Source organism: Solwaraspora sp. WMMA2080, from assembly GCF_027497395.1.
In the GTDB taxonomy this organism is placed as follows: Bacteria; Actinomycetota; Actinomycetes; order Mycobacteriales; family Micromonosporaceae; genus Micromonospora_E.
The window spans coordinates 319979-332989 of the sequence record NZ_CP114910.1; the positions used below are offsets into that span (position 1 = coordinate 319979).

General features: G+C 71.3%; 8 protein-coding genes. 7 read left to right on the top strand and 1 reads right to left on the bottom strand.

Annotated features, from left to right (window positions below; all coding sequences use genetic code 11):
- Positions 1-37: 37 nt before the first annotated feature.
- The 7 genes from O7543_RS01455 to O7543_RS01485 all read left to right on the top strand — a co-directional run bounded on the left by O7543_RS01455 (position 38) and on the right by O7543_RS01485 (position 11339).
- On the top strand, positions 38-2611 hold the full coding sequence (locus tag O7543_RS01455; protein WP_281550547.1) for an FtsK/SpoIIIE domain-containing protein: 2574 nt from the start codon (positions 38-40) through the stop codon (positions 2609-2611).
- A 5-nt stretch (positions 2612-2616) separates the two neighbouring features.
- Positions 2617-3582, top strand: a complete 966-nt coding sequence (locus O7543_RS01460) for a hypothetical protein (protein WP_281550546.1) — start codon at positions 2617-2619, stop codon at positions 3580-3582.
- Positions 3583-3765: 183 nt separating this feature from the next.
- Positions 3766-6180, top strand: a complete 2415-nt coding sequence (locus O7543_RS01465) for a glycoside hydrolase domain-containing protein (protein WP_281550545.1) — start codon at positions 3766-3768, stop codon at positions 6178-6180.
- Complete coding sequence (locus O7543_RS01470; RefSeq protein WP_281550544.1) at positions 6177-6623, top strand: hypothetical protein; 447 nt, start codon at positions 6177-6179, stop codon at positions 6621-6623. The genes O7543_RS01465 and O7543_RS01470 overlap by 4 nt, the downstream gene beginning before the upstream one ends.
- Complete coding sequence (locus O7543_RS01475; protein WP_281550543.1) at positions 6623-7270, top strand: twin-arginine translocation signal domain-containing protein; 648 nt, start codon at positions 6623-6625, stop codon at positions 7268-7270. Before O7543_RS01470 ends, O7543_RS01475 begins: the two co-directional genes overlap by 1 nt.
- Before the next feature lie 174 nt (positions 7271-7444).
- Positions 7445-8770, top strand: a complete 1326-nt coding sequence (locus O7543_RS01480) for an ATP-dependent 6-phosphofructokinase (RefSeq protein ID WP_281550542.1) — start codon at positions 7445-7447, stop codon at positions 8768-8770.
- Positions 8771-8936: 166 nt separating this feature from the next.
- Entirely contained in the window at positions 8937-11339 is a 2403-nt protein-coding gene (locus tag O7543_RS01485) for a helix-turn-helix domain-containing protein (protein ID WP_281550541.1), read from the top strand.
- 61 nt (positions 11340-11400) lie between these two features.
- Here O7543_RS01485 and O7543_RS01490 read toward each other — a convergent pair whose 3' ends face one another.
- Positions 11401-12915, bottom strand: coding sequence for a cellulose binding domain-containing protein (locus O7543_RS01490; protein WP_281550540.1), 1515 nt, complete (start codon positions 12913-12915; stop codon positions 11401-11403).
- Positions 12916-13011 lie beyond the last annotated feature (96 nt).

Consider the following 13011-nt stretch of genomic DNA (forward strand, 5'->3'; position numbering starts at 1 on the left):
TGTTCCGGTGGCTACCCGAGTGGCAGGTGGGGGTGGGATGAGCTTCGGTGCCGCGTACCGTCGGGCGGTCGCCGCCCACCGGCGGGCCGTGACCCATCTGACCACCGCCCGATCGGCCATAGCGGACAGCCCGGCACCGCCGCCGCCGGACCTCGGCGACGTCACCGAACGGCTGCGCCACGTCGGCGAAACCCTCACCACCGGCGCGACCAGCGCCATCCAGGACCCGGCCGTCGGCCCGGCACCGGTGCGGGTCGGAATGGCACGGCCGGTCGGGCTGGCCGGCACTGGCGACCCGGTCGAGTTCCCCGCGCTGGTGCCGCTCGGCGCCGGCACCCACCTGGCCATCGACGCCGACGCCCGCCAGCCACGGATCGCCGCCCTGCTGCGCAGCCTCGTCGTGCGACTGCTCGCCGCCGCCCCACCCGGCACGGTACGGGTGGCCGCGCTGGACACCACCTCGATGGGCGCCACCTTCCTGCCGCTGCGCCCGCTGGTCGAAGCCGGCGTGCTGGCGGCACCGGCCGCCACCGACGCCGAAGCCAAGGAACGCCTCGACGACGCCGACCAGCACGTACGCGCCGCCCAGGCCCGCACCGGCGGGCAGCCGGGGGAGCTGCTGGTGGTGGTCGCGGCGGCGCTGCCGGACAGCCGCGCCGAGCTGATGCGCCTCGCCGCGCTCACCCACGCCGGCACCGCCGCCCGGGTCTGCGTGATCATCGCCGGCTACCCGCCGACCGGCACCGGAGCGCAGCCGCCGACGCTCGGCCCGACCACCCAGCTGCGACTCGACGGCAACCGGGGCTGGGTCGGCGACCCACCCGGCCAGCCGTTCAGCTCCGACGGCACCGGGCTGGCCGCACCGGTCGCCCTCGACGGCGACCCGCCGGCCCGGGTCGTGCAGGCCCTCGCCGACCGGCTCGGCGAGATCCACCGGCGCGGCTCCGCACTCGACTTCGCCGACCTGCTGCCGCCCCGGATCTGGACCGAGACCGCCGGCACCGGCCTGCACACCGTCGTCGGCCGCGCCGGCCGGGAGCCGGCGGTCCTCGCCTTCGACGACGTCACCCCGCACTGGCTGGTCGGTGGGCGCACCGGCTCCGGCAAGACCGTCTTCCTGCTTGACCTGCTGTACGGCCTGGCCGCCCGCTACCCACCCGACGAGCTGGCGCTCTACCTGCTCGACTTCAAGGAAGGCGTCAGCTTCACCGAGTTCGTGCCGACCGGCCGCGACCCGTCGTGGATCCCGCACGCCCGCGCCGTCGGCATCGAGTCCGACCGGGAGTACGGCGTCGCCGTGCTGCGCGAACTGCGCCGCGAGCTGAACCGGCGGGCGGCGGCGATGAAACGCCACGGCGTGACGAAGCTGGCCGACCTGCCCCGCGACGGCGCGCCGACGCCACGTACCGTCGCCGTGATCGACGAGTTCCACGTGTTGTTCGACGGTAACGACTCGGTCGCCCGCGAGGCCGCCGCCCTGCTGGAGGAGCTGGCCCGCAAAGGCCGGTCGTACGGCGTACACCTGGTGCTGGCCAGCCAGAGCATGTCCGGCATCGAAGCCCTGTACGGCAAGACCGACTCGATCTTCGGCCAGTTTCCGCTGCGGGTGGCGCTGCCCGGCGGCAACGGCGTCCTCGACCCGCTCAACCAGACCGCCGGTGGGCTGCCGGTCGGGCAGGCGATCGTCAACGCCTCGGCCGGCATCGCTGGCGCCAACACGGTCGTCCGGTTCCCGGACGCGCACGGCGGTGCCCGGCGGATCGCCGCGCTGCGCCACGAGCTGTGGCAGGCCCGCGCCGCCGGCTCCCGGCCACCGGCGATCTTCAAGGGGTACGAGGCGGCGCACCTCGACGGCGACTCCACGTACCGCTCACTGGCCCCCGGCGGGCGGCGCCCGCTGGCGCTGGTCGGCCGGCAGGTCGACGTGGATCTGACGTCGGCGGTGTTCCCGCTGGACGCCACCCCGGGCCGGCACATCGCGGTGGTCGGCACCACCGGCCACGCAGCCGACGTGCTGCACGCCGCCACGGTCAGCCTGGCCCGGCAGGAGCCGGCCGGCCACGCCCGGTTCCTGCTGGCCCCGCTGGTCGCCTCCGCCGACGAGGTCGCCGAGGAGACCGCCGACGCGCTGCACACCTTCGGACATTCGATCACCCGGCTGACCGCCGCCGAGCTGCGCGAGGAGCTGCGCCGACTGGCCAACCCGGACACCACTACGACGACTGACGGCGGGCGGACGTACCTCGTGGTGTTCGGGATGGACGCCGCCGCCGGGGTGCTCGGCGCGAAGGACGACATGTTCCGGTCCGGGCTGGACGACCTGCAGGTGGTGCTGCGTCAGGGTCCCGGCCACGGCGTACACCTGCTGGGTTGGTGGCGTGGGCTGCGCCGGCTCGCCGACGACCTGGGCGGCTCGCACAACCGCGACGACCTGGCCTGCCTGGTGGCGATGAACGTGCCCGGCGGTGAGCTGGGCTCCTACCTGGGCACCCACGATCTGGCGTACCGGCCGCGGCCGAACCGGGCGCTGCTGATCGACCGGCACGACCAGCGGACCCGGCTGATCGTGCCGTTCGCGTTGCCCGGCCGCGAGCTGGACGAGGAAGGCTGAGCGCGGTGAGCGACGGGTTCGACGAGTACGCCGCCCTGGCCCGGCACCTGCACGACCTGCACCGCACAGGCCAGGCCGGTGCGGCGCAGCATCAGACGCGGCGGCAGTGGCTCACCGGCTACGCCGACCAGCTCGGTCAGCGGCTGCACGCCCAGTGGCAGCGGCTGGCGGCGATCGCCCAGGCCGCCGGCGAGCCGGCACCGCCCGCGCCGCCGCCGATCACGGCGAACCCGGCCGCCGGCAGCGCGTCGGGCCAGCAACAGTCCGGCGGGTACGGCGCCTCGCCGGCCGGCGTCCCGTGGCCACCGCCCCCACCGCCCCCACCGGGCCGGGCGATGCCGGGTCAGGCGATGCCGGGGCCGGCCGGGCTGCCACCGCCGCGCCGGCCCGAGCTGGCCACCAGCGAACAGCCGGTGCCGATGTCCGCCGGGGCTTTCGGGCCGTCCGCGCAGGCCGGGCAGGTGCAGCCGTACGGCGTCGGAGCGGGCGCGGCCGGCCCGGTCTCGGCCGTGCCGGTCTCCGGTGACCCGGCGGCCGTCGGCGGTTTCCCGCCGGACGCGGAGCAGGAGCTGGAGGCGGCCCGCCGCCAGCTCGACGAGGCCGACGCCGCCGCCGCCGAGGCGGAGCAGGCCGCCGGCCGCCCGCCGCTGCTGCCCGGCTTTTCACCGCTGGCCCGGGCGGTCACCGTCTACCTGGGGTTCGCCGCCGTCGTCGCCGCGCTGCAGTTCGCCATCTTCCTGAACCCGTTCGCGGCCCGCGTCGACGTCAGCACCAAGTTCATCTGGTCCTGCACCGGGTTCCCGGCGATGGGGTTCTTCTCCGCGTACTTCGTGATCAGCAAGTGGGGGCGGTCCCGGCTGGAGACCGACGGCGGCCCCCGGTTCCCGAAGCTGGGGTTTTTGATCAGCTTCGCCGGCGCTGCCGCCTCGATCCTCCTGCTGCTGGTCTTCCTCCAACTCGACGAGTTCTGAGTACGGCACTGCCGTTGTCCGGCCACAGTGTCTTCCCACTCGGGGCAAAGGTGTGCGTATAGTCTATTATCAGCAAGCATCGATACGTGTCTGTTTTGAGGCTATGGAAGACTGCCGTGCCCAAGGCGGCCGTGCCCAACGACCGGCAGGGTGTTCGTCCCGACGTCGAACAGGGGAGACAACGTGGCCGATCCGAAGGTCCTGGAAGCGCAGCAGTGGGTCAACGCGACGTACGGCGGGGTGCCCGGCTACGTACGCTGTCCCGAAGACGGCCGGACCGGCTGGTCGACGATGTATTCGCTGGTCATGGGTCTACAGCACGAGCTCGGGATCAGCCCGGTGGTGGCCAGCTTCGGTCCTACCACGACGTCCAGGTTCCAGGCGCTCGGTCCGATCGGCGCGGGCTGGGACCGCAACCGCAACATCGTCGCCATCCTGCAGCACGGCCTGTTCTGCAAAGGTTACTGGGGGGTCGAACCGGCAAGCTACGGCTGGTACACCGGCGTCACCGTCGCCGCGGTCAAGAGTCTGCGGTCCAACATGGGGATTCCCGACGGCGACGGTACGGTCGACGCGACCATCGCCAAGTGCATCCTCAACATGGACGCCTACGTCGTGGTGGCGGGCGGCACCGACAAGATCCGGGACATCCAGCGCTGGTTGAACGGACGCTACTGGCAGCGGCCCGCCTACCTCATCGGCCCCTGTGACGGCATCTACTCCCGCGACGTGCAACGGGCTCTGCTGATCGCCATCCAGTACGAGCTCGGCTTGGACGCGAACGGCAACTTCGGGCCCGGCACCCAGGCCGGCCTACGCGCGAACCAGGTCCGGCAGGGCGACTCCGGCATCTTCGTCGAGCTGTTCTCCGCTGCCTGTGTGTTCAACGAGCCGATTGGCGACTACCGGACGAACCGGCGCACGACCTACGACGCGGCCCTCGCCGACTTCGTCCGGGCCTTCCAACGCTTTTCTCAGCTGACCGAGAACGGTGCCGGTGACTACCAGACCTGGTGCCAGCTGCTGGTGTCGATGGGGGATCCGGACCGGCCAGCGACCGGCTCCGACACCCGTTACGAGATCACCGCGTCCCGCGCCAGCTGGTTGTGGAACAACGGCTACCGGATCGTCGGTCGATACCTGTACGACCCGCCCGGGTCGACCCTGGACAAGGAGATCAAGCCCGGCGAACTGCAGACGATGTTCGCCGCCGGGCTGCGGGTCTTTCCCATCTACCAGGACGATGGGCGGCGGTTGTCCGACTTCAGCTACGGCATCGGCTACCAGCACGCCCTCAACGCCCACAGTCTGGCCGTCGGCTACGGTTTCAACAAGGGTACCGTCATCTACTTCGCCGTGGACTACGACGCCACACAGGCTGAGATCGACTCGGCGATCGTCCCGTACTTCCACGGAGTGGTCGCCGGCCTGGCCAGCCGTGGTAAGCGCTACATTCACGGCGTGTACGGATCCCGGAACGTCTGCTGGAACGTCACCAACCGCACTTTCGCCCGGTACTCGTTCGTCTCCGGCATGTCGTGGGGATTCTCCGGCAACCTCGGGTTCACGCTGCCACCGAACTGGTCGTTCAACCAGATCAAGGAGTTCGTCGTCGTCAACGGCAGCGACTCCTTCGACCTGGACCGCAACGTGTGGCGACACGGATCCGACCCTGGAACCAGCTCGGTCAACGACTCCGCCGGGCCTGCCGACACGTTCATCGACTACATCGAGCAGCTGTACGCTCTCGCCGTCTCCTATGGCGGCGACAGGTCACCCTCCCAGTTGGTGATGGAGTACGTCCGCCACGCCGAGTACGGCAGCCGGGACCCGCTCAACCAGTTGGGCTGGTGGTACCTCATCGGTGGCTACGACGAGGGATTCGTCAGCTACGCCAACGCGCGGGGAATGTCCGTCATGAAGTGGTTCACCGACCCGTTCACGGGCTACGATCTGGGCGCCGAGCACATGATGGCGACCGCGAACGGGCACCTGGTGACGCCGCAGGAGAGTAACCAGAAGGCCGCAAACGGCGGCGACGTCGCCGGGTGGGGCGGGGACCTCATGACGTTCTACGCGGACTGGCGCAACTCCGAGGAGCAGTACGCGTCGGGCCGGGCATTCTGCGAGGCCCGACTGGCCATCCCTGGCGTCGAGTCGTCCTTCGGGTTCAACGATCTGATCGAGGACGCAGATGGTTACCTCATCGCTCGCGCGGTCAGGTCCGGCCGGACCATCGTCCAGGCCGTCCGGGACCACTACAACGGCGGTGGTGGTCTGCGCCGGTTCAACAACTTCTTCGCGCAGCGCTGGACCACGGTGGAGAACTGCCGGTTCGCCGCACACAACGCGTTGACCGCGACCGACACCACGCTCGGCATCGCGCGTACGCAGCTCATCGCGACGGCGGGTGCCATGCTGCCGACCGTGCTGATGAATCTGCCCGGCGGTGGCGACAAGCTCGACGGCTTCCTGCAGGGCTTCGCCGACACGATGTTGACCAGGATCGGCACGGAGTCGCGGATGGAGTCCAACTACCGGGCAAATCACGAGAAGTACCTGACGCGGGCGTCGCAGCAGCTGGAAGAGCGCCGATGACGTTCGAATCAGCTGCGGCACTGCTTCCGTGCCTTCCGCTCCTCGCGATCCCCGCGTTCAGCGTCTGGCGGCTGATCCGAGGGCTGCGCGCGGGCACCTGGAAGCGGCCGGCCTGGTTCGGCCACGCTGCCTGGGCATCCTTCTTCCTGACGGTGCTCGTGTGGCTTCGTGGTTTCGTCTCGGGCGGGCTCAACAGCGAAGACACCTGCAGGTTCGTCCACCACCAGCCGTTCGACGCCGCCTACTGGGAAGCGCATCGGGACGACCGGTTCCGCGTCTTTCCGCTCAGCAACAAATGCAACGCAGCCTACGATCTGGTCCCGGTCTGGGTGAATCCGACGATCGTGGTGCTCTCCGTGCTCTTTGTGATCAGTATGGTCGGCCTTTGTTGGGTGATCGCACCCCGGCTGAAGCGGATATCGGAAAAGGAACGGAGGCACTGATGGGTAACTCCTTGTCGCGCCGTCAGCTACTCGGCGCTGCGGCGGTGACCGGAGCAGCCGTGGCCGCCGCCGGTGCCGCCCAGGCCGCGCCGACGACACCCGGGACCTGGGAGCGCGACCGCTCGGTGAACGGCTGGCCCGTGCTCAGGTCAGCCGGCTGGCACGACATCGAGGGCAGCGGCCATGTGGTCGCGCTCGCCGACGGACCCGCGGCGGTGATCCTGACGTACGTCGCCCGTCGCTTCCACTATGAGATCGACCAGCTCCGGGCCGGCGACGTCCACGGGCACAGCACGCGGACCAGCCTGAGGGCGGCCTACGAGTCGAACTACCTGTCCGGGTCGGCGTTGGCGATCCGACCGCTGGCGTACCCGGTGGGAGTCCGGGGCGGTCTGTACCCCCGGGAAATCGTCGTGGTCCGGGACATCCTCGCCGAGTTGGCTGGCGTGGTGGCCTGGGGTGGTGACTTCGATCTACCCAAGGAGTCGCACTTCGAGATCGCCTACCGTCCGCAGGACCAACGGGTGACCTGGGCCGCCAGGAGGATCAACGGTTGGGCGGCGAGTCCGGGCGGTCAGGGTCCCGGGGCGATCGATGCCTTCGACCCGGCCCGGCGAGCCAGGGCCAGGTCCTTCGCCGGTTCATAGGACCGGGACCATGCCCGAGCCCGAGCCTGCCTTCCGATGGAGCCAGGGTGAGTGTCTGCCGGCCTCGGGCTACCCGGTCGCCCCGCCCGTCAGCTGAGCGGATCGCCGTGGTCCGACCGGCCGACGGTGCCGTTCGGTAACGCCGTTGAAAACAACGGCCGGGACCATGGGTGGATGGCCGACGAGCCGGTGCGACTGGAGATCCGGACGCTGGGCGGGTGCCTGTTCGACTCGCCGCTGGCCCGACTGCTGCTCGGGCGCAACACCAGCTGGCACTACGTCGACGAGTCCGACCGGGTGCTGCTCGACGACACCGTCGGGATGCTCACCGGCCGGGGTCTGCCCATCGACGAGCTGCCGAGCCTGGAGCCGGGCGGACCGCGACAGAAGATCTTCTTCGAGCCAGCGCGAACCCGGGTCGGGATCGTCACCTGCGGTGGGCTCTGCCCCGGCCTGAACAATGTGATCCGGGCTCTGGTGCTGGAGTTGACCACCGGCTACGGGGTGCGGCAGATCGTCGGTTTCCGTAATGGCTATCAGGGGCTGGTCGCCCGGTACGGCCACGACCCCGTCCCGCTGACCCCGGCGGTCGTCGACCGGATCGACGAGTACGGCGGCACGATCCTCGGTACGTCGCGGGGCAACCAGGATCCGGAGGAGATCGCCGACACCCTCGACGAGCTCGGCATCGACATCCTGTTCGTGATCGGTGGCGACGGTTCGATGCGGGGCGCGTCGCGGATCACCGAGGTGCTCGCCCGGCGGGGCCGGCCGGTCGCCGTCGTCGGGGTGCCGAAGACGATCGACAACGACATCCCGTACATCGATCAGAGCTTTGGGTTTCAGACGGCGGTCGCGCGCGCCACCGAGGTGATCCGGGCAGCCCATGTGGAGGCCACCGCGTTTCCCGGCGGGATCGGGCTCGTACAGCTGATGGGCCGGCACTCGGGTTTCATCGCCTGCTACGCGGCCCTGGCCACCCACGACGCCGATTTCGTCCTGGTGCCTGAGGTGCCGTTCGCCCTGGACGGCCCGGGTGGTTTCCTGACGCACCTGCGTCGGCGGGTCGCCGACCGGGGGCACGCGACGGTCGTCGCCGCCGAGGGCGCCGGCCAGGAGCATCTGGCCGGCGAACCTGTCGGCCACGACGCCTCCGGCAATCTGCGGCTGCACGATTTCGGCCGGTACCTGCGGCAGCGGATCGTCGAGGACTTCGCCGGGGCCGGGCGCGAGGCGAGTGTGAAGTACATCGACCCGAGTTACACGATCCGTGGCGTGCCGGCGAACCCGTACGACAGTGTCTACTGTATTCGGTTGGCGCATGCGGCGGTGCACGCGGCGATGGCCGGTCGGACCGACCTGGTGGTGGGTCGGTGGCGGGGCAGGTTCGTGCACGTGCCGATGCCGTTGACGGTGAGCACCCGCAACCAGGTCGACCCGCACGGCGACCTGTGGCTGTCGGTCCTGGAGGCCACCGGTCAGCCGCCGCTGATTGCCTGATCGAGCGGCGGGAAGCCCGTGCCGGCGCACGCCGGGCCCCGGTGATTCGTCACTGATCTGTCATCGCTGTGATCACACTATGTGCGCATTGTCGTCGATTCTGGTTACGTACATGCGGGCAACGACGCACGTCAGGTGCGCCAGGGCGTTGAGTGGTTGGGGAAACATGCCTACCGGTCAGGTGCAGCATGACCAGTTCGGAGACCTGCTCAGAACCCTCCGCCTGGAGCGGAGGCTGACCCAGGAGGAGCTTGCCGAGGCGGCGGGTTCCAGCGTCCGCAGCATCCGGGAAATGGAGCGCGGCCGGGTGCGCAGCCCGCAACGACGGACGGTGGTGCTGCTCGCCGATGCCCTGCGGCTGGCCGGGGCGGACCGCGACCGCTTCGTCGCCCTGGCCCGGGCCGAGCGGCAGCCGCGCGAGGGCGGCACGGTGCCGCACGACGGCCCGGCGGTGGTCGTACCCGGGGAACTGCCGTCCGCCGTCCCGGACCTGGCCGGCCGGGCGGAGATCCTGCAACGGCTGTCGACGCTGGCCGCCGAGGTCGCCGCCGGCCGGCCGGACACATCCTCGGTGGTGGTGCTGCACGGGCCGCCAGGGATCGGCAAGACCAGCCTCGCGGTCGCGGCCGGACATCGACTCAGCTGGGCGTTTGCCGGCGGACAGCTCTTCGTCGACCTGCAGGGCGCCTCGCCGGACGGACCGCTCGACCCGGCCGAGGCGCTGGCCGGGCTGCTGCGGTCGCTCGGGGTGCCGGACAGCAGGGTGCCGGTGTCGCCGGCCGAGCGGGGCGGCCTGTTCCGCACCCTGACCCGGGACCGGCCGCTGCTGGTGGTCCTGGACAACGCCGCGAACGAGGCACAGGTACGTGCGCTGCTGCCGGCCGGGCGGGGATGCCTGGCGCTGGTGACCTGCCGGCGTCCGCTGGCCGGCCTGGCCGGCGCGGTCCGCCAGCCGCTCGACCTGCTCGCTCCGGCGGCCGGTCGAGCGCTGCTCGCGGCGATCGTCGGTGCCGACCGGATCGCTGCCGAGCCGGCCGCCGCCGACCAACTCGTCACACTCTGCGGACAGCTGCCGCTGGCCGTGCGGATCGCCGGCAACCGGCTAGCCAGCCGGCCACAATGGTCGGTCGCGTGGCTGGTGGACCTGCTCCGCGACGAACGTCGAAGGCTGACCGTCCTGACCGCCGGGGACCTGGGCGTGCGGTCGGCGTTCGAGGTCTCGTACCGGCAACTGGACCCGGTGATCGCGCGAGTGTTCCGGCGGGCCTCACTGATCCCCGGCACCGATTTCGCACCCGCGCTGGTCGCCGTCGTGGCCGGCATCGACGAGGAGACCGCGTCGACGGCCCTGGAGGAGCTGGTCGAGGCGGGTCTCCTCCTGACCCTCGGCGACCGGTACCAGTTCCACGACCTGGTCCGGCTCTACGCCAAGGAACGCCTCGACGCCGAGGAACCGCAGACCCGCCGGACGGCGGCGCACGAACGGATGATCGGCTGGCTGCTGCTGCGTACCCGGCAGGCCGGGGTGATGTTCGAACCGGACGCCGGTCGGGCCGATTCCCCGTTCGACGACGATCGGGCGGCGGCGTACTGGCTGGACCGGGAGTCCGGCAACTGGCTGGCGGCGCTGCGCGACGCGGCCCGATGTGGTCGACACGCCGATGTGGTCGCGGTCGCCAGGGCGTTGCACTGGTACTCCGACGCCAACAGTCACCGGCACCCCTGGGAAGAGGTCTTCTCGCTGGCGGTCGCCGCGGCCCGGGCCGTCGGCAGCTGTCGCGACGAAGCCGTACTGCTGAACTTCCTGGGTTGGGCCCAGTACTTCTGCCAGGACCGTAACCTCGACGGGCTGGCCACTCTGGACCGGGCGCTGGACCTGGCCCGGCGGATCGGGGACCGCCGGGAGCAGGCGTGGGCACTGACCTACACCGCCGCGGTCCTGGTCCGCACCGGCCGCGCCGAGTCGGCAGTCGACCACAGCCGCCGGGCGGTCGGGCTGTTCCGCGAGATCGGGTACGCCCTCGGCGAGCAGAGCGCGGCGAGTGCGCAGGCGGGGTCGCTGGCCGCGCTCGGCCGGTTCGCCGAAGCGGCCGAGTTGCACCGCGAGGTGCTGGCGTTCCACGGCCGGGGCACCGGGCTCAGCCGGACCGGCGCGGCGGTGGCCCGGGCCGGCGCGATGATGAGTCTCGGGGCGGATCTGGCCGGGATGGGCCGGCTGCGGGAGGCCGCCGACGAGTACGCCCGCGCCCGGCGGGTGTTCAACCGGTGCGGCGCGACGTTCAGCGAGGCCAGCGCCGTCCACCGGTACGGGCTCGTGCTCGCGGCGTTGGGTGAGGCAGACGCGGCGGCCGAGGCGCTGCGCGCGGCGCTGGCCCTCTACGCGGCACTGTCCTGCCCGTGGTGGGAGGCACAGACGCTGGACGCGCTCGCGGCGCTGGCCGACGCGGCCTCGGACCGGGCCGCCGCCCGCCTGCTGCGCGAGCGGGCGCTCGACCGCTGTGGCGAACTGGACGCCCCGCAGGTGCGGGCCCTGCGCGCCACGCTGCGACTCGAACTGGCCGAGCCCTGATCTGCGGACGCGCACCGGGCCCCGCCGGTGATGCGGCAGGGCCCGGCGCCAGTGGGCAGGGTCAGTTGCAGGTAGTGCCGTTGAGAGTGAAGGGTGTCGGGGTGGCGGGGGAACCGTCAGCGGTGTAGCCGAAGTTGACGGCACCGCCGGTCGGGATGGCGGCGTTGTGGCTCTCGTTGGTGACGGTCACCGCCGATCCGGTCTGCTGGAAGACGCCGTTCCAGTGACCCTGCAGGAGCTGCCCGCCGGGGAATGTCCAGCCCACCGACCAGCCGTTGACGGCCGGGCCGTCGTTGTAGACGGTGACGCTGGCGGTGTATCCGGTGCCCCACGAGTCGGTGACGACGAAGGAGACCCGGCAGCTGCTGGCGATCGCCGTCGCCGGCACCAGGTTGCCGTAGTCGTCGCGGGCGGTGGCGAAGTCCTGGAACCCGAAGCCCGGTCCGGCCGACCGGGTGGTGGTGCCGGCGGCGAGCACGGTGCCGTCGGGGTTGACGAAGTAGACCGGGCCGCCGCTGTCGCCGCCCCGGGCGGAGTCGTGGCCGTCGAGCTGGGTGGCCTCGACGAGGTCCTCGATGTCGGTGTAGTGGTAGTCGACCCGCAGGTTGCAGATGGGTCCGCCGAGCACTCCCGCCGAGGTGTACCCGGACTGGCACAGCAGCTGACCGGGGAAGACCTCGGTCCAGCCGACCACTTCGGCGCGGACCTCGTCGTGCTGACCGCCGACGTAGATGTGGTCGCCGGGTGCCGACGTCGAGATGATCATCGTGTCGTGGTCGTCGTTGCTGTCGACCGCGTAGCCGATCAGCGTGCCGGTGCCGGTGGTGGTGTCCCAGCCGGTGTGCCAGACCGAGCCGATCGACCCGCAGTGCTCGGCGGTCAGGATGTAGCCGGCGGTGGTGTCCGCGTCACGTACGCCGAAGCCGGCGGTGCACCAGGGCCCGGCGGGCCCGATGCCGGCCCCGCCGTCGAACGGTGCGTCGTCGTCGGTCCGCGACCGTTCGACCATCTGGTCGCGTTCGACGAAGGTGGTACGGACACCGGTCTCCGGCAGGGTCGGCAGCTCGGTGCTCGAGCTGTAGTCGACGCCGATCTCGATGCCGGTGCCATCGGTACGCAGCCGGACCGAGTGGCTGGCGTCGGTCGGGTCGGCCTCCACCACCGGGGCGATCCGGGCGGCTGCCGTACGCAGTTCGGCGCGGGAGTAGGTGGCGTCGGCCACCTCGACCGGCGCGGTGCGGCGGGCGGCGGCGACGGCCGCGGCGATGTCGGCGGGCGGCTCTCCCTTCCACCACAGGGTGACCTGGTCGTCGACCAGGCCGATGCCGGCGTAGCCACGGCCCGGCGCACGGTCGACCGCGGTGCGGATCACGTTGGCCGCGTCGACCAGCGGAGCCTGGGCGACCATCCGGTCCAGGGTCGGTGCCGGGATGAGGTCGAGGATGGACTCGGTGGTCCCGGCCGGCTCCGGCTGGTGGGCCTCGGCGCTGGCGGAGGTGGGACCGGTGAGCGCGGTCGTGCCGACCATCGCTGCGACGACCACCGCAAGGGTGATCACTGTTCGAACTGATGCCATGACGCTCAGTCAAGCAACGTCTGATGTGGGGAGACAGGCAGGACGCCCGGCAGGAGTCATCCTGCCGGGCGTCCTGCCGGTAGTTACGTACCGGCA

Excerpts from the sequence above, each read along its gene's own strand:
- O7543_RS01455 (WP_281550547.1), top strand. The coding sequence starts at position 38 with ATGAGCTTCGGTGCCGCGTACCGTCGGGCGGTCGCCGCCCACCGGCGG.
- O7543_RS01470 (WP_281550544.1), top strand. The coding sequence starts at position 6,177 with ATGACGTTCGAATCAGCTGCGGCACTGCTTCCGTGCCTTCCGCTCCTC.
- O7543_RS01475 (WP_281550543.1), top strand. The coding sequence starts at position 6,623 with ATGGGTAACTCCTTGTCGCGCCGTCAGCTACTCGGCGCTGCGGCGGTG.
- O7543_RS01480 (WP_281550542.1), top strand. The coding sequence starts at position 7,445 with ATGGCCGACGAGCCGGTGCGACTGGAGATCCGGACGCTGGGCGGGTGC.
- O7543_RS01485 (WP_281550541.1), top strand. The coding sequence starts at position 8,937 with ATGCCTACCGGTCAGGTGCAGCATGACCAGTTCGGAGACCTGCTCAGA.
- O7543_RS01490 (WP_281550540.1), bottom strand. The coding sequence starts at position 12,915 with ATGGCATCAGTTCGAACAGTGATCACCCTTGCGGTGGTCGTCGCAGCG.